Below are 22,843 nucleotides of genomic sequence, written 5' to 3' on the forward strand. Positions count from 1 at the left end.
CACGGCAATGGTACTGCACCCGGAAGAGTGTGGGAGAGTAGCACACCGCCGCCACAACACTTTGAAAGGCCTCTGATGACATCAGTCATCAGAGGCCTTTTCTTTTCTCAAATCATCGATGACGACGCATCTCATCAGCCTCTCAGACTCTTTTGGTCTTATAGGTTTCCTGACACTCAGTGCATAGTCCGCAGACAAGGGACAATGCTGAATACTACACACCGTCCGATGCCGAAAGTGGCCACATTACCCTAAACATAAAGGAGGTTCAAGGGCAATGGAGACCGGGTTCAAGAAGTCGTTGATCGGCTATCTGCTCAACAGGCGCGATTATGTGCGCGGTTCCGAATTGTCCGATGCACTCAAAGTCTCGACCAAAACGATTACCAGAGCGGTCCAGCAGATCAACGAGCAATATCGGCCCGTGACCATTATCGAATCCAAGAGAGGGCGCGGGTATCGGCTTAAAAACCCTGAGACGATGTCGTTCGGGGATTCAGGATTTGTAATCGGCCGGGCCAACGTCGATGTCAGTCGTCTGACATCTATAGAGCGGCGGGATGAGATCGTCAAGCGCCTGTTGTTTACGGCGCCACAGCGGTACAGAGTGACCGAGCTTTGGGGCAAATACTTCATCGGTGACTCTGCCGTGGCGACCGATCTTCGTTCCCTGAGGCTAATGCTGGGCCGCTTCCAGCTTTCCATCGAACATGTCAGCGGGTTCGTTTGGATCGACGGTGAGGAGGCAGACATCCGCCGGGCGATCAGCAGCTTGTTTGTCGATGAAGGCCAGCCTGGCAACCGACGGTTCATGCAGCCTGACCAGGACATTGAGCAGCGTGACGCGGCTTTTGTTGACAAACAGCTGGATCTGATCGAGGAACTGCTTCATACCGAAATCCCCTATCCATACCGGGTCAACATCTTCACCCATTTGTACATCCTCATCGAACGGTTCCGCAGCGTCGGTGCCCTCATGGAGGATAGAGCCGGCGAGCAGCAGGCCACTATTGCCGATGAAGGCTCCAAGGTCATGAGTGTCTGCCGAGCTGTCATAGCCGACGTGAACATGTATTTGGATGCGCAGCTGCCCGATGCTGAAGTTTACGATCTCTACCAATATCTGGCCTCCTCAAGGATCGAGGATGATCTTCCGGCCGCCAACGACATGCCTGGTCCGGTTCGGCGGGCCACGCGCTATCTGATCGACCAGGTTGCTCTGAACCCTCGTTACGCGCAAATCGATCAGTCCGAGCTCTTTGCCAGGCTCTCCAAGCATATGAAGCCCCTGCTTAACAGACTGAAAAACGGCATCAGAGTCAACAACAACCTTCTTGAGCAGATCAGGCTCGAGTATCCAAATCTGTTTAGCACGGTGAAAGAGGCCACGCGCCAGCTCGAGGAGCACGAGCATCTCCCCATCATCGACGATGAGGAAATCGGCTTCATCACTGTGTATTTCGCTCAGGCTGTGGAAAATCTCAGCAGGCCCTTGAACATCCTGCTGGTCTGCACGACCGGGCTGGGCACGGCGCAGCTGCTGAAATCAAAGATTGAACGGCGGTTCTCCGATATGGACGTCATAGGGACCGTGGCTGCCCGAGATGTAGAGAAGGCCTTGGAGCGGTATCCGATGACTGATCTTGTGGTCTCTACAGTTGCCCTGTCCGAAGAGATGAAGCGGCCGACGCTGGTGGTCAGCGCCATGCTGACCATTGAGGATCAGGAGAGGCTGGAACGGATGGCCGACCATATCCATAACGGGGAGGTCGGACGATGAAAATCCTGATTGAGCAGGAGCCTTCTGGCGGCTTCGGAATCCAGGACTCAGCAATCTTGCCTCATCACACCGCCACTGCAGCAGCAATGCCTTCGCGCAAAAATCCAGTGCATGCCCTGTTCGTCTGTATATGCACTTATTTACAGTCCAAGGGCGTCATCAGGTCTGCCGATCTCCTGGTCAAGGACCTGCTTGCCCGTGAGGCGTCGGGCAGCACAGTCATTGCAGACCAGCTGGCCAATCCGCATGCACAGGGACCTTTCGTTGATGAATGCCTGCTCCTCTACTTGAAGCTCTCACGACCCATGCCACAGTGGGACGGATCGCATGACGTATCCAGACTCTTGCTGATCCTTATCCCGCAGGACCCTTCGATGAAGGATCTACGGTACCTGCGTGATCTTTATCGGCGAATGGGTGACGAGAAGGTTTTGGGCCTGCTGGGAACAGGCTCGATCACGGATGTTCGACAGATATTGACGACAGAAGGGAAATGATGGTGGACGCAGCATCACTTGGCGCGGCGATCGATAAGAGCACCGTGGTGACAGGGCTCAAAGCGAAGACCAAGGACGAGGTCTTCACTGAGCTCACCCGCAGGCTTCATGACGCAGGCTACATCGATTCGCCGGAGGTCTTCATGAAAGCCCTGTACGAGCGTGAAGGCCAGGGTGCGACGGGCATCGGCGAACATGTGGCCATCCCTCATGGCCGCAGCGACACTGTTCGCAGGAACGGCATCGCCATAGCCGTGCTGGACCATGAAATCCCCTGGGAATCCCTGGACGACACCGGAGCGAAAGTTGTGGTGCTGTTTGCCGTCGGTGCCGATGATGAGGGATCCAAGCAGCACCTGCAGCTGCTTTCGGAATTTGCTAGGAAGCTGGCCAAGGCCGATGTGGTGCACGATCTCCTTCAGGCCGAGAACACCGACCAGGTCGTGGCTGCTCTGACCAGATGATTTGTCACTTAACCGAATAACGACAAAGGAGAAGCAATCATGAAAATCGTAGGAGTGACTGCCTGCACCATTGGCATCGCACACACTTATCTGGCCCAGCAGAAGCTGGAGGATGCGGCCAAGGCGGCCGGAGACGATATCAAGATCGAAACCCAGGGCACCATCGGCATCGAGAATGCCCTGACCGAGGAGGATATCAAGCAGGCAGACGTGGTCATTCTGGCCATTGACATCAAGATAGCCGATGAAGAGCGGTTCAAGGGCAAGAAGACCGTCAAGGTCTCCACCGAGACGGCGATCAAGTCTCCCAACAAACTGATCGCCAAACTGCACGAAATCGTCGGCAAGTAGTAACCATGCAATCAACCATGCGGACAAGGAAGTCATCATGAAACAATTTTGGAAGCAAGCCAATTTCAAGGGCCATCTGCTGACGGCCATCTCCTATATGATCCCCATCGTCTGCGGTGCGGGCTTCATTATCGCTATCGGCATGGCCTTCGGCGGCAAGGCCCAGGACACCTTGGTCATGGGGAAGTTCGACTTCTTCCAGGCCCTGGCCACCTTGGGCGGCAAAGCACTGGGGCTGCTCCCGGTCATCATCGCCACCGGCATCGCCTTCTCGATTGCGGGCAAGCCCGGGATCGCGCCCGGCTTCGTGACCGGCCTGGCGGCCGTAGCCATCAGCGCCGGCTTCATCGGCGGCATCATAGGCGGATATATCGGCGGCTGGCTGGCCTACGCGGTACTGCGCTACGTCAAAGTTCCCAGCTGGGCCAAGGGGCTTATGCCCACCTTGATCGTGCCTTTCCTTGCCTCCCTGGCCAGCGGGCTGATTATGGTCTACATCATCGGCACCCCGGTGGCCTGGTTCACCACCTGGCTGACCAACCTGCTGACAAGCATGAATGGGGCCTCCAACCTCATCTTCGGCGCCGTACTGGGAGCGTTGAGCATCGTCGACTTCGGCGGCCCCATCAACAAGACCGCCTTCGCCTTTGCGCTGACGCTGCAGGCCCAGGGCATCAACGGTCCTGTCACCGCCTTGCAGCTGACCAACACGGCCACCCCCATCGGCTTTGGCTTCGCCTATCTGGTCGCCAAGCTCCTGCGCAAGCGGATCTACACCCGTGAGGAGGTGGAGACCCTCAAGTCCGCAGTGCCCATGGGCGTTGTGAACATTGTCGAGGGATCAATCCCCATCGTCATGAACGATCTGGTGAGGGGAATCGTCGCCGCTGGTCTGGGCGGCATGTGCGAGGGCGCCATCCTGATGAGCCTTTCCAACGGCAAGGGTGCCACCGTGCCTTTCGGCGGCTTCCTGATGCTCCCCACCATGGGTGCCAAGTGGTGGGTGGGACTGTTGGCCATCGCCGCCAACGTCCTAGTGACCGGCGTTGTCTATGCGCTGATCAAGAAGTCAATTCCTGAAGACGCCGCCGAGCCTGCTGCAGCAGCAACAGACGACGAAGAGGACCTTGACCTGGACGATATCCAGGTCATCTAAACCAACAGAAGGACAATCATTCCACAATGACAGCAACAAGCACACCAACGTTGACTAAACGCCCGCGGCAAATCCAGCTGGCCCCCTCGCTGATGACCATGGATCTGGACCAGTTCAAGGAGCAGATCAGCTTCCTGAACGAGAGAGCCAACCTCTACCACATCGACATCATGGACGGCCATTTCGTGCCCAACATCACCCTGTCGCCTTGGTTTATCGAGCAGACGCGCAAGATCTCCGACCTGCCCATGTCGGCCCACCTTATGGTGACCGACGCCCCCTTCTGGGTCCAGCAGCTGATCGACATCAAGTGCGAGATGATCTGCATGCCAGCAGAGGTGTCCAACGGGGTTGCCTTCCGATTGATCGATCAGATCCACGATGCGGGCCTTAAGGCGGGCATGGTGCTCAATCCGGAGACGCCGGTTGACACCATCCTTCCCTACATCGATCTGCTGGACAAGGTCACCATCATGACCATCGATCCGGGCTTCGCCGGCCAGCGTTTCCTGTCGGTCTGCCTGGACAAGATCGTCCATCTGCGCAAGCTGCGCGATGAGCACGGCTATGGCTATCAGATCGAGATGGACGGATCCACCAATCTGGCTCACTGGAAGCTAATCTCAGATGCCGATCCTGACATCTATGTGATTGGCCGTTCCGGGCTATTCGGACTGACCGACAGGATCGAGGATTCCTGGGACCAGATGGTTCACGAGTATGAACAGTCCACTGGATACCGGTTCGACAACGGCCGTTACATCAGCAAGGACTGAGGAGGCAGCTATGGCAAGCGCATTCACCGTCACTATTTCCGACCCTGAGGGCATGCATGCAAGACCTGCAGGCAGGCTTGTCGAGCAGGCGCAGAAGTATCAGTCCGCCATCACCCTCGACGACAAGGGCAACAAGGCGGATGCCAAACGCATCTTCGCGGTCATGGGCCTGGGAGCCAAGCAGGGCGACACGATCACTGTGAACGTGGATGGCCCGGACCAAGACAAGGCCGTCGAGGAGCTGCAGAGCTTCTTCAAGGAGAATCTATGAGGGAGCTGAGAGGCACCGGCGTCTCGGCAGGCATTGCCATAGGGCCCGTTAAGGTCCTGGAAGAGGCCAGGCAGGCGGTGCGGCGCACCGTTGATGATCCTCGTGCCGAGATCGATCGCTTCCGCCAGGCCCAGCAGGTCTCTATGGACCAGCTGGCCAAGCTCAGGGAGGATACCGCTGCTAGGCTCGGCGAGGACAAGGCCGAGCTATTCGACACCCACCGGCTCATGCTCAAAGACCCGGACTATGTGGAAGGGGTCGAAGGGCTGATCCAATCGGACAAGGTCAACGCCGAGTACGCGGTGGATGCCACCGCACAGAGATTCGCCGCCATGTTCGCTGGCATGGACTCCCCTTATATGCAGGCGCGGGCTGCCGATGTGCAGGATGTTTCCCGGCGTCTGATCGACAACCTTGGCTCGGGTGCACAGGCGGGCCAGGATGGTCGGCCGGCCATCGTCATGGCCTCCGACCTGGCTCCCAGCCAGACAGCTCAGATGGATCCCACACAAGTGCTGGGCTTCGCCACCAGCCAGGGATCGGCCAATTCCCATACGGCTATATTGGCCAGGACCATGGGGCTGCCTGCCGTCATCGGTCTTGGTCAGGATCCCAGACCGGAGGACCAGGGCCTGACAGCCATCGTGGATGGCAGCCAGGGCCTGGTGCTGATCGATCCGGACCAGAAGACCCTTGAGTCCTATAAAATCCGCCAGCGGGAGTTCCGGGAACGTGTGCAGCTGCTCCAGGAACTCAAGGGCAAGCCCACCAAAACCAAGGAAGGCCAGGAGGTTCATCTCTATGCCAATATCGGCAGGCCTTCGGACTTGGATGCGGTCGAAGCCAACGATGCTGAAGGGATCGGACTCTTCCGCAGCGAGTTCCTCTACCTGGAGAGCGAGGACTTCCCCACCGAGGAGTCGCAATTCCAGGCCTACAAAGAGGTCGCCCAGAGAATGGGCGGCAAGCCGGTCATCATCCGGACTTTGGATATCGGGGCTGACAAGCAGGTCGGCTACTTCGGTCTGGAGCATGAGGCCAATCCCGCCTTGGGATACCGGGCCATCCGTATCTGCCTGACCAGGCCGGAGGTCTTCAAGGTGCAGCTCAGGGCCATCCTGCGAGCATCAGCCTTTGGGAACATCTCCATCATGCTGCCCATGATCACCTCCACCAAAGAGGTTGATCAGGCCAGGGCCATCATCGACCAGGTCATGGAAGAGCTCCGTGGCAGGGGCGAGGACTTCAAGGAGGACATCCAGGTGGGCATCATGGTCGAAACTCCGGCCTCGGTTGTCATGGCGCCGGAGTTGGCCCGGAAGGTGGACTTCTTCTCCATCGGAACCAATGACCTGACCCAGTACACTTTGGCCTGCGACCGACAGAACCCCAACCTGGGACAGTTCGCTGACCCTCATTCGCCTGCCGTCCTACGCATGATTCGCATGGCCGTTGATGCCGCCCACCAGGCTGGCATCTGGTGCGGGATCTGCGGCGAGCTGGGTGCCGACAGGGATCTTACGGCCACCTTCCTGGATTACGGCCTGGATGAGCTTTCGGTCTCGCCTGCGAGCGTGCTGCCGGTCAGAGAGGCCATTCGCGCTCGCTGAAGCCTCCTGGTTCTCTTGTTGTTGGACCAGGTCAGGCAGCAAGAGAACCCCGGCCCGGTCGGTGGCGAGATTGGGTAAGGGTCAGAAGAGACCGTTGCCGTTGCAGGACTGTACATCTTCCACATTGTGCTCGACGATGTCCCGGTACTCAGCCAGCTGACCGTCCTGCAGCCGGTGGATGTCACAGACTTTGTTGACATGGCTGTTCTTCAGCGTGCACTTGAAGAAGACATAGACTACGTCGTCCGGCATGAACCTGTCAATGTTGCTGGTATCTCCTCGGCTGAAGACCTGATCGTAGAACTCCTATACCAGCGACTGACTGGCTGCCGTTTCAGCCTCGCTTATCATGAACTTCCGCTGTCTGCCTGTTCATAGGCTCCGGGTTTCTTCATGATAGGTAGTGTCCGATCAGTCTCGTAAGCGCGTCCACTGCCATGATGTCCAGTGTCTGGTGGAAAGAGATGCAAGATGCGCTGATCAGCTCACATTACTGAGTGTAGCCAATGATGAAGGTCGCTCCTAGATAATTATTTAGCACGCGGTGATCTCCACGGAAATTGATGTGAGATCTTGAAGGGTTCATGCGTACAGAGCTCTTGAAGTCCAGGAAAAGGCCTATTCGTCTATCGAGTGATTGGTTCACATGGGGTAAGAACAGACACGAATTTTGATTGCGACTTGCATTGGGAACGGTACCAGTTATACTGAGAGAGTCGGTTCGTTAAGCAATGTCGCTGTTAGGAGATTCAATGCAGAGCGAGGATGGTTCTGAGATCTTTGAATTGGTAACGATACCAAAAGGAGATTCAACTATATCTTCACCCTTACGATGGGGGAACGATTGTATACAAATGGAGTTCGATGTCGGGGAGGATGGGCCTGTTGCTCTAGTCTCTATGACCTTTAGCCCGCGCCACGAGGTGTATTCATCCCTGCCACAATCAGCCGGGACATCGTCCAATCGTGTGCCTGCTGACCCCACCGAGTCGAAGACACAACGCATCACTTTTCTGGGTCGGTTGCCCATGGTGCAGATAGAAGCCTCTGGTCGCGGTACGGGTCATACGATTTGTGGTCGTAGGCTTATTGAGACATCACTTGGCCAGGCCCTGCGATTCGCATCTTGGAAAACGTGGCATACGAATGGAGTCAGCAACCTGGAAATACGCCAGGAGAGCCAAGAGCATGGGATTGAATGCAGCCAGTTGTTCCAGGTAGCTGACGGTGACCTGATGTTCAAGGTCACGACAAGCATTAAAAACACCTTGGAAGATGACCTGGTCCTTGAATCTCTCCCTACGTATTGTCAGCTTTTCGGGCAAACGGATGGTCCTGGCGAGCCTAAGGACGGGCTGGAAGATTGGCGGCTGGCTGAATGTCGGAATGACTGGCTAGGCGAGGGGCGTTGGTCTTGGAAATCGCTTCGTGAAATATGTCCCCTGCTCAAGAACGATATGGTGGGCCGAACCCCACAAGGTGCATACTCCTGTATATCGGAGGGAACCTTCTCCACAGGGCAAGCCCTGCCGATGAGTGTGCTGGCTTCGCCGACGCAGGGCATCACCTGGCTCTTTCAGATCGAGCACAACGGACCATGGCGCTGGGAAGTGGGCGAAAGCGAAAAAAGCGAGGGTTACTTTGCGCTCAGTGGGCCGACTTACAAAAATCATGATTGGTCTGTGGTGCTTCATAAGGATCAGCAATTCACCTCAGTACCTGTTTCGGTGACTCCTGCCAGCAATTTTGATCAGGCCGTTGAATCTGTTACGAACTATAGGCGACACTGGCATCTTGCGACGGACAAGTTGAAGACTCCAGAGATCATATTCAACGATTATATGAATACTCTCAATGGCGACCCAAGCACAGACCGCTTGCTGCCTTTGATCAAGGCAGCCGGCAGCATAGGTGCTGAAATATTCTGTATAGATGCCGGTTGGTATGACGACACCGGTGATTGGTGGCCATCAGTCGGGGAGTGGAAGCCATCTACGACCCGATTTCCCGGAGGCCTGGGTGAGGTCATGGATGCCATTAAGCGTGAGCACATGATACCAGGTTTGTGGCTTGAGCCAGAGGTTGTGGGAATCAAAAGTCCCTTGGCCAAGAAACTGCCGGATTCCGCCTTCTTCCAGCATGCAGGGCATCGTGTAGTGGAGCATAATAGGTATCTGCTTGATTTCAGAAACCCTCAAACCATAAGGCATATGGACGAAGTAATTGACAGGCTTGTTGGCGATTTTGAAGTCGGCTATTTTAAATTCGACTATAATGTCATGCCTGGTCCAGGCACCACATATCGCTCGGATAGCCCTGGTGAGGGTCTTCTCGGCCATAACCGGGCCTATCGGGAATGGATCAAGGGGCTGTATCGTCGTCATCCTAACCTGATCATCGAAAACTGTTCGTCCGGAGGTATGCGGACGGATTTCGCGCAGTCGTCCATATTCCATCTCCTCTCTACATCGGATCAGCAGGACTTCGGCCGGTATGCGAGCATAAGTGCCACGGCGCCCATGGCCATGCTTCCCGAGCAGGCTGGCAATTGGGCGTATCCGGCTGCCGATATGGATGACGAGAGCTTTTGCTTTGCTTTGACCAACACCCTCCTGGGGCACTTCTTCCTGTCGGGGTACCTGAATCGGTTCTCCGGGCATCAATTGAAGATGGTCCGAGATGCGATCGATGTCTATCGTCGCGTCATTGGCGACCGGGTAGCTAAGGGTGTGCCGTTCTGGCCATTGGGACTGCCTGGTTGGTATGACGACAAGCTTGCGCTTGGCATCAGAAGTGTACGCGACCAAGGAGCAGATGGGATCAGAGACGGCATTCTGATCACTGTTTGGGCCAGGTGCACGTCGGATGGTCATCTCGATCTGCCTCTGCCTATGTTCACAAACAGAGATTGCAGGGTGCAAGTTCTCTATCCGCGTTTTACGGACCTTGATGGTGAGTCGGATTCTTGGCGTTATGTCTGGCACAAAGGAAGGGGGAGTCTAGAAGTTCATATGCCCGAAGAAGGGTATACGGCCAGGACCCTCTTAATCAGGGAGTGATTGGTCGTCAGTCTGAAAAGACGTGAGTGATGTGAAAGTCCCTGCCATCCTGCCATCTGCGGGTGGCAGGGGCGGAAAGGGATAAACAATGAAGTTGATCCAGTGGAAGATCGATTCATCACGAAAGACCGTTCGAGCTTTGGCTGGTCTGGTGATTGCTGCGGGTTTGTGCGTGGGCACTTTAGCCGGATGCGGCAATCCGACTGCTAGCAGTGATGATACTGACACCAAGGCGTCCGGCTACTGGCCGGAGGCGAGTGCCAGGCTGGACGGTGTGACCTTGAAGTTCTGGAGCTCGCCCCAAGCTAACAATATTCCGGTTCAGGTGGTCAAGGATTTCCGGAAAGCTACGGGTGCCAAGGTTGATGTAGTTACCATTCCGGAAGTCTATGAAAACAACTCACAGACCAAGATCACGACTGGCGATACTCCTGACCTGGCTTTTTGGCAGCCGACCAGATCCATGTTGACCGGTCTGGTTTCCCAAGGCAAGCTGCAGAAACTCGACAATGCCCCCTTTGAGAAGAATTACAAGAAGGGGATAGACGACGAGGCTGGACTCTACAAGAACAACAGATATGCGATTATGGTGAGCGCCCCTGCGACTATGGGCGTCTATTACAACAAGGATGTCTTCAAGGCTGCAGGGCTTGAGGCGGTACCCAAGAACTGGAACGAATTGGTGGCGGCTGCCCAGAAAATCAAGGATGCCAATATCCCCGGCGTGGATTCGCCACTCTTCGAAATGGGCGGTTCCCAATGGGGTACGCAGTGGGCTGTCCAGGTCCAATTGGCCGAAGCTGCAAAAGGGGGTCTATGGGACCGTGTGAACCAGGGCAAGGATAAATTCACCGGCAAGGACATCATGGAAGCGATAACCAACTACCAGGACCTCTTCAAGAAGGGGCTCTACAATGCAGATGCCGGCTCAGCCAAGGACACCGCCCAGGAGAAGGCCCTGTGGGACGGGAAGACCGGGATGATCTTCGGTAATGCCAGTCAATTCTTCGCCGTAGCAGCTTTGGCCAACCACGACAAGAGCGCTCTGGATAAGAAGATCGGGTACTTCCCCGTGTCGAAGGATGGCAACTATACCACTGTTATTCCTGATGGCTCCAACGCAGTTGTGGCCTTCAAAAGCGGGGACAGCAAGCGTGAGGCAGCATCCAGACAGTTCCTCAATTTCTGGATGACTGATGGCTACAAGGCTTTCATCAAGCAGCAGAACATCATTTCGGTTCTGAAGAACGTCGATTCGCCGAACACTGTGCCTCAGGCCACTCTGGACGCGGCACAGTCCATTCAGCACAGCGTCGGTTCCATGCAGCTCCTAGCTCTGGCAAATCCTGATCTCTATGTCAACCTGGCCAGCATGGTCAATGGAACCATGACGCCGGAACAGGTCGCTCAGACCACACAGGATCAGTTCGCACAGGTAGCCAAGGCCCAGGGAGTGAAGGGCTTCTAAGGAAAGCAGCGGCCGGGGGATGGGTAATTCCTCCGGCCGTTCTTTCTGGATTTCATACGCATGAATTTAATAATCACATCGGAAGAAAGGACCTCTTATGTCTGATGCGCTCGCTGCGGGTCCTGCTGCAAAAGGCCGGAAACGCTTGGGTAGGAACCGATCCCTTGGTTCCCATAGCCAAACCGCGGTTATGAAAAAGAATTACCCGCTTCGGTTCCTGGTTCCAGCAGGTGCTGTTCTGCTGGTTTTCTTCTTCGTTCCTACGGTTCTGAATTTCATCTATGCCTTTACTGACTGGTCTGCCTTTAAGACGACCATTTCCTTCAACGGTTTCGACAACTTCATGAGCCTCTTTAAAAACGGGATACTGCTCCGGGATTTGCGAACCACAATGGTTTTCGCTCTCTGCGTCGCCTTTTTCCAGAATACGTTTGGTCTGATTCTGGCTGTTTTTCTTGAAAAAGACACGACTGAAAACCGCATCGCCCGGGTGCTTTTCTTCATTCCTGTGCTCATGTCGGCCCTCGCTGTGGGATATGTCTGGCAGGCCGTCCTTCAGGCCAATGGCGCCTTGGACCAGATACTGAGCTTTGTTGCCGGGAGGACTATTAGCACAGCCTGGCTGGGAAGCACCACCTGGTCAATTGTCATAGTGTCCGCAATCCAGGGTTGGAAATGGGCCGGCCTGGCCATGCTCATTTACCTGTCCGGGCTCAAAACCATCAATGAAGATGTCCTTGAGGCAGCAGAAATCGATGGAGCCAATTCCTGGCAGATTTTCTGGAAGATCAAATTCCCGCTCCTGGCTCCGGCCGTGACTTTCAATGTGGCCACCTCCCTCCTTGGCTCAATGAATGGGTTCGACACCGTGCAGGCTACAACAGCAGGTGGCCCTGGCGGCTCCACTGAGATCCTCAACCTCTTCGTCTGGAGAACCTTCGGCCAGGGTCTGTATTCACAGTCGACGATGATGAGCCTCCTGCTCTTTGTCGTCGTGATGATTATTGCCATTCCTTTGATTTGGTACCTTCGCAGAAGAGAGGCCAAGATACTATGAGCAATGCGAGTTTTGAACCCGTCGCCACCAACTCTGGCGTGCATGCTGCCGGACACAAGGGAGCTCTGGGCAAGAGGGTGCTTCACACCGTCCTCCTGGTCTTTTTGGTTGTAGTCTGCCTAGGGGTGCCTTTCTACCTGCTGGTCATAACAGCGGGCAAGGATCAGGCTGAGGCCCTAAGACTGTCTCTGGCGTTGCCAACCAAGTGGCATCTCTTCGAAAACTTCGGCATTGTCCTGTCGCAAGGCAAGATGATTCCGGCATTCTTCGGTTCCCTTCTGGTGACGCTCCCCTCTGTGGTGGTGGCCCTGATATTCGGCTCCATGGCCTCATGGATTTTGGCTCGACGAGCTACCAAGGCTATGGCTCTGGTATATGCCCTATGCATATCTGGACTGATTCTGCCGCCGGCCGTGGTTACGGTCATGCTTCTTTTGAAGATGATTGGTCTGGCGGGAACTGCCATTGGCATGATTTGCGTCTATGTGGGAATTTACCTTTCGACGGTCATCTTCTTCGTCACCGGGTTCATTCGCACCATCCCGATCTCCTTAGAGGAAGCCGCTCGAATCGACGGAGCCAAGCCTATGAGAGTCTTCTTTACCATTGTTCTGCCCCTCTTAGGGCCTACAATGGCTTCGGCGACCATCCTGCTCATTCTGTATATATGGAATGATGTCTTCTATGCCCTCTTTATCCTCTCGGGCAAGATGGACACCCTCCCGCTGAACCTCTACAACGTGGCTAATGCTGGACTCTATCTGAATAATTGGCATTACATCTTTGCTTACATTATTCTGATGAGCCTGCCCTTGCTGATTATCTTCGCCGTGGCGCAGAAGAAGATCATCTCAGGGATAACTGGCGGGGCAGTGAAGTGAAGTAGCTCGATCTATGTAAGGACCATACCTTCCTATTGTGACACAATCAGATAGGGTGATTGATGGTTTTGCGTCGGCCGCCTGGCAGCCTGCAATGGGCTTGCCGGGCGTCTGCGTGTGGAAGGATGGTTGCATATGGCTGCGGGGAGAAAACGGGCTCCATCCATCAAGGATGTGGCAAGAAAGGCCGGTGTTTCTGTTTCCACGGTTTCCCGGTATCTCAATGGTGGCCGCAACCTGAGCGAGGGCAAACGCAAGGTCATAGCTGAGGCTGTCGAGGATTTGAATTACCGACCCAATACCATTGCCAGAGCCCTGGTGTCCAATGAATTTCAGTCCATCGCGGTTATCGCTACGGATATATCCCTATACGGATCCATGCAGTTGTTGCAGGGGATCGAACTGGCTGCACGCCGACGGCATTATCTGGTCACAGTGACTCTGGTCGGCAATGGTCATGAGAAGGTCAAGGAGACCGTAGACCAGCTCATCCAGAACAGACCGGTCGGATGCATCATCCTGGACGTGGAGCGTTCCAGTCTCTTGCACTCTTTCGCCGGATATATTGCACAGTCGCTCCCCACCGTGATTGTGGATGAAGCTGACCTGGCTTCGGGGAGCCTGCGGGTAGGCGCCTATGAAGGCGGATACCAGATCACCAAGTACCTACTGAGACTGGGGCATAAAACCGTTTTCCATGTGTCCATTCCCGAAGACGACAAAAAATTTACGCGATGCTTGGGTTGGCGACGTGCTCTGGAGGAGGCGGGAGCCCCTATTGAGGAGCCCTTGCCCTGCACCTGGGATTTCCGGAAGGCGGAGCAGATTGGGCGCTACCTGTGCTCCTTTCCGGAGATTACAGCAATTTTCGCCGGCAACGATGAGGTGGCCGCAGGTGTCATACGAGGCATTCTTCTCGAGGGCAAGAAGGTTCCCGAAGACGTCAGCGTTGCCGGCTTCGATGGCAACCCCATCGGTGAAGTGACCGTCCCAAGCATTACGACCTGGCGGCAAAACTTCCAGGGAATAGGAGCCAAGGCTGTTGAGCGCTTGGCTCATTGGCCTGACAGTGATGACCAGCCGGAGACCAAGGGGGTTGACGGGACCCACAAGGCGAGTGAAGAGGAGGAGCTAGACCTTGATCAGCTGCAACAGAGCCGCGCGATGGGGGATGAGCAGATCTCGTCGCGACTGATCATTCGGGAGTCCACGGCTCCACCACAGTCAGGACACGGCCGGTGAAAATCGGCTGTAGCAACTGTATGTGGCAGTTTCGATCAGGCCTTGAACCGGCGCTCATCGTTCATGGTGGCGAAGTTCAGGCCGATCAGAATGCCGCCGCCTATGTAGTTGCCCAGCATGGCTACTAGGACCACCAAGATCGCCTTCCAGGCGTTGACCCGCCCGAAGACGCCCAGGATGAGGAAGAGGGCCGAATCCGCTATCGAGTGCTCGAACCCGCAGAAGGCGAAGACGAAGACGGCCACGACCATGATGATGCACTTGGTGAAGTCGTTGGAAAGCTTGCCGTTATAGACCATGAGCATGGCGATGTTGATGCAGAAGTTGCACAGGATGCCGCGCACGAACAGGTCAGCGAAGCCCATGGGACCGCCGGAGACGTAGCCGGTCTTGGTCGCCGCGGCCGCCAGCATCTGGTCCAGGGTCGGACCGCTGACGATGGATGAGAAGCGCAGGATGACGGCCACGATCAGGGCTCCGGCCAGGTTGCCCAGAAGGCAGAGGACCAGGATCCGCAGGGAGGCCAGCCAGCCCAGGCGCTTGTGATAGGCGCCTATGGTGACCACCATCATGTTGGAGGTCAGCAGCTCGGAGTTGGTGTAGTAGATCAGGACCAGGGCCCAGCCGAAGGTGGTCGCTGCCAGGACCCGGCCCGCCAGGATCAGCCCGTGGTCTGCGGGGTTCTGGCCGGCCTGGCCCATGATGACGAAGAAGGCCGTGAAGAAGATACCCACAAAGAGGCCGGCCATGGTGGCTCGCTGCATGTACTTGCCGGTCAGGGCGCCGCTCATGGTCTTCTTGCTCTCGACCACGTCCAGGACGGTGCTGATGAAGGCCCGCCCGGGGAAGAGGGGCTGCCGTTTCTGTTGATCTGTCATCTGATTGGATTGCTCATTCACGGGGTTCATTATGGCATTCCCGAGTAAAGAGGGACCGCCCCCAAGGCCCGACTGTGCGGGAATTCACTTCTTTGCCAGTGTCACCCAGTGTCGCTCAGCCTCACTCGGTGCGCAGGGCGGTGGCGGGATCCTGCTTGGCTGCCTTCCGTGAGGGGATCAGGCCGCCGATCAGGGTCAGGACCACGCTCAGGATGACCAGGGCCACGCCGCCCGATGCAGGCAGGGCCGCGTTCACCTCGGTGGTCCCCATGAAGTGGTGCATGATGCTGTTGGCCGGAATGATCAGCAGCAGGGTGATGCCCACTCCCAGCAGACCTGCCAGAAGTCCGATGAGGCCGGTCTCGGCGTTGAAGACGTTGGAGACGTTCCGCTTGGAGGCGCCCATGGCGCGCAGGATGCCGATCTCCTTGGTCCGCTCCAGAACCGATATGTAGGTGATGATGCCGATCATGATGGAGGAGACCACCAGCGAGACCCCGACGAAGGCTATCAGCACGTAGGTGATGACGTTGATGATGGTGGTGACTGAATTCATCATCAGGCCCACGTAGTCGGTATAGACGATCCTGTTCTTCTCCGCGGCCTTGTCGTTGTAGTGCTTGATGGAGTCACCCACGGAATTCTTGTTCTCGAAGCTGTCCGTGTAGATGCTGATGCGGGAGGGGGCGTCCCGGGAGATCAGGCCGAAGTCGCTCAGGTTGTCGGCGTAGGTGCCGGTGGAGACATACTGGTTGTAGATGGCGACCAGGGCGTCCTGCGGGGCGGTGGCGATGTACTGGTCGAAGGCCTGGGCCGTCTGCTGTTCGGCAGAGGCCCCCGTGGGGATCCCCGCAGAACCTTGGGCTCTCGCAGCGGCTCCGGCCCGGCCCTGACCCAGACCTTGGGCATCCTGGCCGGCCATGGCTGCCGAGCCCTTCATGATCTCCTGGGCCATGCTGGCCTTCTGGCTGACGCCCAGAGATGCGATATAGGCCTTGGCGTCGTTGGCCTTGGCAGCATCGTCGGCAGGGGCGAAGGCCATCCCGTTGAGGACGCTGTGGCCCTGGTCAGCCTCCTGGTCGGTGACGATGGGGCTGGTCTTGGCCTGGTCAATCAGGTAGTCGGTCAGCTGGCGGGTATACCCGACGCCGACCTTGAGTGGCGTGGCCTTGGCCCCCTGGTTGGGGCGGACGATGCCGACGATGTGCAGCTGCAGGCCCTGGTCGGCGGCCTTGGTCATCTGGTCGGTGTTGTCGCCGATGTAGTGGTAGTGGCCGTCGGTCCCCTTGGCATACTGGTCAGCAGCGGGCACCAGGGAGAGTTTCTGGTCCATGGCCTTGGCGTATTCGATGGGCTTGGTGTCTACCTTGACCTCCTGGCCGCTGTTGAGCTTGTTCATCATGTCGGTGTACTGGCTGGAGGGGAGGATGCCCAGCTTGTAGAGGCTGGTGACGGGCATCTGGTTGTTCTTGTCCAGCACCAGGACCACCTGGTCCTTGGCCTTGGGCCAGGTGCCGTTCACCACCTGGTAGTTGTCGGTCACCACCTTGCTGATGGCGGTCTTGGCATCGGCCCCCGGCATGATCTCGCCGAAGATCTCCGGGGCCTTGTTCTTCTCGGTCTTGCCGGTCAGGTAGGACATCTGCATGGACTGGATATCGCCCATGTCGCTGTCGGTGTTGGCTGTGGCCATCTGGCTGGCGGTGGAGCTGGCATCGTCCTGCCCGCCCATGGTCACCTTATCCGCAGAGACCAGCTTGCCGTCCGGATCGTGCCCGAAGACCGAGAACTTGGTGGCGTAGGAGTATTGGATGCCCACGGACCCTACGTACTGGTGGATTTCACTCTTGGGATTGTCCAAGTATTTTTTGAAGTCTGTCAGGTTGTTCTGGGTGATGCTGCTGGTCAGGCTGGAGGCCCCCTTGACGCTGGAGTCGTCCGGCTGAATGGCCTTGAGATCCTTGTGGGCCTTGGCTTCCTTCTGGGTTTCCTGGGCAGAGTCCACTATTTTGTTCAGGTCGAAGGACTGCTCCTGAATGGTGATGGGGTAGGAGGTCATGGTCTCCCGCTGTATTCTGTCGATGTAGCGGTTGACTCCGGTGGACACCGACAGGATCAGGGCGATGCCGATGATGCCGATGGATCCGGCGAAGGATGTCAGGGCAGTCCGGGCCTTCTTGGTCCGAAGATTGTTGAAGCTCAGCGACAGGGAGGTCAGCAGCCCCATGGAGGCCTTGCCGAAGGTGCGGTGGCGGGCCCGGCGGATGGGCACCTGGTCGTCGGGCAGGGGGTCGGAGTCGCTGATGACCGAACCGTCGTGCAGCTCCACGATCCTGGTGGCGTACTGGTGGGCCAGCTCGGGGTTGTGGGTGACCATGACCACCAGCCGGTCCTGGGCCACCTCCTTGAGCAGGTCCATGATCTGGATGGAGGTCTCCGAGTCCAGAGCTCCGGTGGGCTCGTCGGCCAGGAGGATGCGAGGGTTGTTGACCAGGGCCCTGGCGATGGCCACCCGCTGCATCTGCCCGCCCGAGAGCTGGTTGGGCCGCTTGTTCACGTGCTGGCCCAGTCCCACCTGCTCCAGGGCCTGCCTGGCCCGTTCGTGCCGCTCCTGCCGATGCACGCCCGAGATGGTCAGGGCCAGCTCCACGTTGGACAGGATGCTCTGGTGGGGGATCAGGTTGTAGCTCTGGAAGACGAATCCCACGGTGTGGTTGCGATAGGAGTCCCAGTCCCTGTCCTTGTATTTCTTTGTGGAGGTGCCGTTGATGATCAGGTCGCCCTGGTCATAGCGGTCCAGCCCGCCGATGATGTTGAGCAGGGTGGTCTTGCCGGAGCCGGAGGGGCCCAGGATGGCCACGAACTCGTTGTCGCGCAGGTTGACGCTGACATCATTCAAGGCCTGCTGGACGAAGTCCCCCGTTTTGTACTGTTTGGAGATGTGTTCGATCTGCAGCACCGTCGTCCTCCGCTTTCTGGATTCTCAATGGCATGGACTTATGGACTCTTGGAGTGCCAGCTTACGCCATCAGAATGTGCAAATGCCGATATGGCCTAGTCCACCGACTTGAGGGCCTCCAGCATGTCCACATGCTTGAGCTTGTTGTTGACCATCCAGCCCAGTCCGGCCGTGATGACCGTGATCATGACCAGGGGCACGACGAAGGCCACCCAGCTGATGGATGGGTCAAAGAGGACGTTGTCCGGCGGGACGGTGGTGATGATGTAGTGGTGCAGCCAGGCTCCGAACCCGTACCCGGCCAGGACGCCGATAGCTGAAAGAAGGATGGTTTCCCGGTAGATGTACATGGTCATCTCGCGGTCGTAGAAGCCCAGCACCTTGATGGTGCTCAGCTCGCGGATCCGCTCCTCCACGTTCAGGTTGGTCAGGTTGTAGAGGATGACCAGGGCCAGCAGGGTGGCCACGATGATCAGCACCTGCATGATCATGTTCAGGGACCTGACCACGGTGTCGATCTGGCTCATCAGGGTCGTGTTCTGCACCACCCCCTGGATCCCGTCGATCCGCATGAAGGAGGCGGCCTGCCTTCTGGTGTTCTCCGTGCTGGAGTCCTTGAAGGTGACCAGATGGGCGTTGGGCGAGAAGTCCTGGTGGAAGACGGTCCTGTAGGCCGACGGGCTCATGAAGACGAAGTGCCCCAGATACATCTCGCAGATGCCGTCCACCCGCATGGCCCTGTTCCTGCCGCCTGAATCCTGCAGGGTGATCCTGTCGCCGACCTTGGTTCCCGTCAGCTGGGCGATCCTTTCGGAGAGGATCACGCCGTCGCCCTTGAGGCTCAGGGGCTTGTGCCCGGACCGGGTGTCCATGCGGATGAAGTCGTCCAGGTGCTCGGCGCTGGCCGGCGCGATCATGGTGATGGACTGCTTGTCGGCGTTGTGGCCGGCTGTCTTGCTCATCTCCTCGTAGCGCACGTTCAGGGAGCGGCTCACATCGGGCTTTTCCAGCCGTTTTTTGATGGATTGACGCTGGTCGGATGTGGCCTGGCTGTTCTCGGCGGCAATCAGGTCGTAGCGAATGACTTGGCCGAACTGGTGCTCGTTGATGGCGGAGATGGACCCCTGCACGCCGAAACCGGCCATCAGGAGGGCCACCGAACCGCAGACCCCGAAGATGGTCATCAGCATCCGTTGCTTGTAGCGGAAGATGTTCCGGGCGGTGACCTTGTGGGTGAAGCTGAGCCGGTTCCAGATCAGGGGTATGCGCTCCAGGAAGATCTTCGATCCGGCGCTGGGCGGCTTGGGCAGGAGGAGTGCCGACGGCTTCTCGCGCAGCTCCCGCCAAGCGCTCAGGAAGGCGGGGACCACGGCGCTCAGGAAGGCCAGCAGGCAGGCCAGAAGGGTGATGGGCAGGTGGAAGCCGTAGTGGATGGGCGGCATGTCGAAGGCGTGGACATAGGCCTGGTAGACGATCCAGGGCAGCAGGGTGTGGCCGGCGATGATGCCCAGGAGGGCGCCCAGGGCCGAAGCCGCTCCGCCGTAGACCAGGAACTTGGCCATGACATCCCGGTCCCTGTAGCCCAGGGCCTTGAGCGTTCCGGCGTTGATCCGCTCCTCGTCCACAAAGCGCGTCATGGTCGTGAAGGTGACCAGGGCTGCCACCAGATACATGAAGTAGGGGAAGACCTTGGCCAGCGAGTCCACGATGAATGAGACGGAGGCGTAGACCTTGTAGCCCTCCGAACCGGGCGTCTCACGACGAGAGTCCAGGGCGTAGACCGGCTTTTCCAGCCGGCTCAGCTGGTCGGCCGCCTTGTTCAGCTTCTTCTGGGAGTCGTCGATCCTCTTCTGGGCGTCCGGGCTCTCCCTCTTGAACTTGTCCAGTTTGGTCCGGTATTCAGCTGTTTTCTGATCCAGGGTGGCCTGGGCCTGGTCGATCTGCCCCTGGGCCGAGGCGCGGCTGCCGGCCAGCTGCTGCCGGGCCTGGACTAGTTTGGCCCTGCCCTGGGCCAGCTGTGCTGAGCCTTGGTCGAGTTTGGCCTTGCCCTGGGCCAGTTGGCGCTCGCCTTCCTCCACTTTGGCTCTTGCCTGGGTCAGTTCTCGGTGCTTTGCGTCCAGGGTCTGCTGGTTGGCTGCCACCTGGACCATGCCGGGGGTGTACTGGCTGGTCATGAAGGCATCGCGGCCTGCCTTGGCCTTGGCCGCCAGGGCATCGATCTGCATCGACTGCCGGTTGAGCTCGGCCAGTTGGGCCTGGAGCCCGGTCTTTCGGCGGTTGAGCTCCTCCTGCTGCTGGGGGGTCAGCCCGGGGGCGGCCAGCTGGGCATCGATGGCCTGAATGAGGCCGGTGACCTGTGCAATGCCCTGTCTGCATTGCTTCTGCGCTGCCTGGGCCTGGGCTACAGCCTGGTCGGCCTGGGCCTTGCCGCCCTCCAGCTGCTGGCGGGAACCATCAAGCTTGGCCTGTCCCTGGTCGATGGCCTGCTGCCCCTGGTCGGCCTGCTGCCTGCCCTGGGCCACCTGGTTGACGGAGGACTGGTACTGCTTCTGCTTTCGGGCCAGCTCAGCCGAGCTCAGATCCACCTCCTGCTGTCCCTGGTCGATGGCCGCCTGGGCCTGCACCGTCTTGGCGGCCAGTTGGTTCTTGGCGGACTGGATGCCCTGGGCGCCCTGGTCCAGATCCTTCCTGGCCTGGTCCAGCTGCTGCCGGTTCCCCTCGAGTTCCGCTCTGGACTGATCCACCTGGTCCTGCCCCTGGTCCAGCTTCTGCTTCAGGGGAGCCTTAATGGCGTTCAGTCTTGCTGTGGGGCGGCCTGACAGGATCCTGTTCAGGTCGTCCTTGTGGGTCTGCAGGGCCTGGATGTACCGGTCGGAATAGTGGTCCCTGATCCGGTCCAGGTCCTTGAAGGTCAGGCGGGCGATCATGTACTCGTCCGAGTCGAAGGCCCCGGGCGTGGTCACGGCGTAGGAGTCCAGGGAACCGGATCCGGCTGTGGAGGGGCCCATGTTGACCTTGCTCAGGATCTCGGTCGACCTGACCGTGCCCACCACGCGCAGCTTATGATGCCTCAAGACCTTCCTGCCCAGCTGGTCGGCCTTCTCATCCACCTGGATGCTGCTGCCGATGGGGTGGCTCCCGGCCAGGGCCGTGTCGACCGCTATCTGGTCGGGTCTGGTCGGCATGGATCCATCAACCAGCTCATAGGTGGAGATCCTGTCGGGGGCGGAGTAGATGCGCAGGCTCTTGTTGGTGCCCTTGAGCACCACATCCTTCAGATATCCGTATTCGATTCCCGAGTTGCCGGGGGCGGTGTCGATGGCATCCTGATCCTCCTGGTCCAGCCCGTAGCTGCTGATGACCATCAGGTCGGCCAGATGGTGGTCGGATAGGTAGGCGTTGCCGGCCTGCCGCATGTCCGGCCCGGTCACGCTCAGCCCGACCAGGGCGAAGGAGCCCAGCGCCACCAGGCATACGATGGAGACGAACCGTCCCAGGGACTTGCGCAGGGAGACCCGGATGTCGTGCCAGAGCACCCTCCTGACAGGCTGCATCCTCACCACTCCACGTTTTCGATGTCTTCGGGGATGTCATTGGTCTGCACGGCCTGGACCCGGGCGTCGTGCATGCGGATGACCCTGTCGGCGATGGGGGCGATGGCCGCATTGTGGGTGACGATGACCACGGTGGCGCCATTCTTGCGGCACTGGTCTTGGAGGATGCGCAGCACCTGCTTGCCGGTCCGGTAGTCCAAGGCTCCGGTGGGTTCGTCACAGAGCAGGATCTTGGGGTTCTTGGCCACGGCCCGGGCGATGGCCACCCGCTGTTGCTCCCCGCCGGAAAGCTGAGCGGGGAAGTTGTCGATCCGGTCGCCCAGGCCCACGTCGACCAGGGTCTGGACCGGGTCGGCAGCGTCGTCCACGATCTCCGAGGCCAGCTCCACGTTCTCCCTGGCGGTCAGGTTGGCCACTAGGTTGTAGAACTGGAAGACGAAGCCCACGTCGTAGCGGCGGTAGGTGGTCAGCTGCCGGGCGTCGTAGCCGGCGATGTCCTTCCCGTCCACGATCACCTGGCCCTTGTTGCAGGTGTCCATGCCGCCCAGAATGTTCAGCACGGTCGATTTGCCAGCCCCCGAGGCGCCGAGGATGACCACCAGCTCGCCCTTCTCGATGGAGAAGGTGACCTCATTGTTGGCCACGATGGTCGTCTCGCCGGTCACATACCGTTTCGTCTCTCCGATGACGTCGATATAGCCCATCATGCCCTCTCGTAACCCTGGCTGTGCGGCGGGGCCGTCCGACGCGAGGGACGCCCCCTGATGCTCTTTTCCCCACTACTGTATACGTTCGCGGGGTCCGGAGCACAGGGGAACCGCCTGCCGGGAGGCGTCATGT

18 protein-coding genes are annotated in these 22,843 nt (G+C 58.2%); 13 read left to right on the forward strand and 5 right to left on the reverse strand.

Translation table 11 applies throughout. From position 1 onward, the window contains the following. Window positions 1-277: 277 nt before the first annotated feature. Genes QRX41_RS07865 through ptsP form a run of 8 tightly spaced genes read left to right on the forward strand, consistent with a single transcriptional unit; the run spans window position 278 to window position 6,905 of the window. A complete protein-coding gene (locus QRX41_RS07865) occupies window positions 278-1,780 on the forward strand; it encodes a BglG family transcription antiterminator (RefSeq protein WP_313839825.1) in 1,503 nt (500 codons plus the stop codon). Continuing rightward, window positions 1,777-2,277 carry a PTS sugar transporter subunit IIA gene (locus QRX41_RS07870; RefSeq protein WP_313839827.1) on the forward strand — a complete coding sequence of 167 codons (501 nt, stop codon included), beginning with the start codon at window positions 1,777-1,779 and terminating at the stop codon, window positions 2,275-2,277. The genes QRX41_RS07865 and QRX41_RS07870 overlap by 4 nt, the downstream gene beginning before the upstream one ends. Further along, complete coding sequence (locus tag QRX41_RS07875) at window positions 2,277-2,741, forward strand: PTS sugar transporter subunit IIA (protein ID WP_313839829.1); 465 nt, start codon at window positions 2,277-2,279, stop codon at window positions 2,739-2,741. Before QRX41_RS07870 ends, QRX41_RS07875 begins: the two co-directional genes overlap by 1 nt. A 39-nt stretch (window positions 2,742-2,780) precedes the next feature. Continuing rightward, the gene (locus QRX41_RS07880; RefSeq protein WP_121913850.1) at window positions 2,781-3,092 is read left to right on the forward strand and encodes a PTS fructose transporter subunit IIB; all 312 of its coding nucleotides are present in this window, start codon (window positions 2,781-2,783) and stop codon (window positions 3,090-3,092) included. Window positions 3,093-3,129: 37 nt separating this feature from the next. Beyond that, window positions 3,130-4,248 carry a PTS fructose transporter subunit IIC gene (locus QRX41_RS07885; protein WP_313837654.1) on the forward strand — a complete coding sequence of 373 codons (1,119 nt, stop codon included), beginning with the start codon at window positions 3,130-3,132 and terminating at the stop codon, window positions 4,246-4,248. 26 nt (window positions 4,249-4,274) lie between these two features. After that, entirely contained in the window at window positions 4,275-5,024 is a 750-nt protein-coding gene (gene alsE, locus QRX41_RS07890) for a D-allulose 6-phosphate 3-epimerase (RefSeq protein WP_313839832.1), read from the forward strand. A 10-nt stretch (window positions 5,025-5,034) separates the two neighbouring features. Further along, window positions 5,035-5,295 (forward strand): HPr family phosphocarrier protein, encoded by a 261-nt coding sequence (locus QRX41_RS07895; RefSeq protein ID WP_313837651.1) that lies wholly within the window; start codon window positions 5,035-5,037, stop codon window positions 5,293-5,295. Continuing rightward, on the forward strand, window positions 5,292-6,905 hold the full coding sequence (gene ptsP / locus QRX41_RS07900; RefSeq protein ID WP_313837649.1) for a phosphoenolpyruvate--protein phosphotransferase: 1,614 nt from the start codon (window positions 5,292-5,294) through the stop codon (window positions 6,903-6,905). The genes QRX41_RS07895 and ptsP overlap by 4 nt, the downstream gene beginning before the upstream one ends. An 81-nt stretch (window positions 6,906-6,986) precedes the next feature. On the opposite strand, the gene QRX41_RS07905 is transcribed toward ptsP, so the two are convergent. Further along, complete coding sequence (locus tag QRX41_RS07905; RefSeq protein WP_313839835.1) at window positions 6,987-7,157, reverse strand: hypothetical protein; 171 nt, start codon at window positions 7,155-7,157, stop codon at window positions 6,987-6,989. A gap of 602 nt (window positions 7,158-7,759) precedes the next feature. Between QRX41_RS07905 and QRX41_RS07910 the strand changes: the two genes are divergently transcribed. The 5 genes from QRX41_RS07910 (at window position 7,760) to QRX41_RS07930 (ending at window position 14,612) form a co-directional block, all read left to right on the forward strand. Next, on the forward strand, window positions 7,760-9,964 hold the full coding sequence (locus QRX41_RS07910) for a glycoside hydrolase family 36 protein (RefSeq protein WP_313839837.1): 2,205 nt from the start codon (window positions 7,760-7,762) through the stop codon (window positions 9,962-9,964). An 88-nt stretch (window positions 9,965-10,052) separates the two neighbouring features. After that, the gene (locus QRX41_RS07915) at window positions 10,053-11,432 is read left to right on the forward strand and encodes an ABC transporter substrate-binding protein (protein ID WP_313839839.1); all 1,380 of its coding nucleotides are present in this window, start codon (window positions 10,053-10,055) and stop codon (window positions 11,430-11,432) included. Window positions 11,433-11,622: 190 nt separating this feature from the next. Beyond that, a complete protein-coding gene (locus QRX41_RS07920; protein ID WP_396176806.1) occupies window positions 11,623-12,489 on the forward strand; it encodes a carbohydrate ABC transporter permease in 867 nt (288 codons plus the stop codon). Continuing rightward, window positions 12,486-13,370, forward strand: a complete 885-nt coding sequence (locus QRX41_RS07925; RefSeq protein ID WP_313837639.1) for a carbohydrate ABC transporter permease — start codon at window positions 12,486-12,488, stop codon at window positions 13,368-13,370. Before QRX41_RS07920 ends, QRX41_RS07925 begins: the two co-directional genes overlap by 4 nt. Window positions 13,371-13,505: 135 nt before the next feature. Further along, window positions 13,506-14,612 (forward strand): LacI family DNA-binding transcriptional regulator, encoded by a 1,107-nt coding sequence (locus QRX41_RS07930; RefSeq protein ID WP_313839843.1) that lies wholly within the window; start codon window positions 13,506-13,508, stop codon window positions 14,610-14,612. Window positions 14,613-14,647: 35 nt separating this feature from the next. On the opposite strand, the gene QRX41_RS07935 is transcribed toward QRX41_RS07930, so the two are convergent. The 4 genes from QRX41_RS07935 to QRX41_RS07950 form a co-directional block, all read right to left on the reverse strand. Further along, window positions 14,648-15,490: a formate/nitrite transporter family protein gene (locus QRX41_RS07935; protein WP_045923830.1), complete on the reverse strand. Its 843-nt coding sequence runs from the start codon at window positions 15,488-15,490 to the stop codon at window positions 14,648-14,650. A 121-nt stretch (window positions 15,491-15,611) separates the two neighbouring features. Beyond that, entirely contained in the window at window positions 15,612-18,449 is a 2,838-nt protein-coding gene (locus QRX41_RS07940; protein WP_313839844.1) for an ABC transporter ATP-binding protein/permease, read from the reverse strand. Between the two features lie 95 nt (window positions 18,450-18,544). Further along, entirely contained in the window at window positions 18,545-22,003 is a 3,459-nt protein-coding gene (locus tag QRX41_RS07945) for an FtsX-like permease family protein (protein WP_313839845.1), read from the reverse strand. A gap of 2 nt (window positions 22,004-22,005) precedes the next feature. Continuing rightward, window positions 22,006-22,707: an ABC transporter ATP-binding protein gene (locus QRX41_RS07950; protein WP_313839890.1), complete on the reverse strand. Its 702-nt coding sequence runs from the start codon at window positions 22,705-22,707 to the stop codon at window positions 22,006-22,008. Window positions 22,708-22,843: the final 136 nt, after the last annotated feature.

The sequence above is a fragment of the Bifidobacterium kimbladii genome (assembly GCF_032193675.1).
Classification (GTDB): domain Bacteria; phylum Actinomycetota; class Actinomycetes; order Actinomycetales; family Bifidobacteriaceae; genus Bombiscardovia; species Bombiscardovia kimbladii.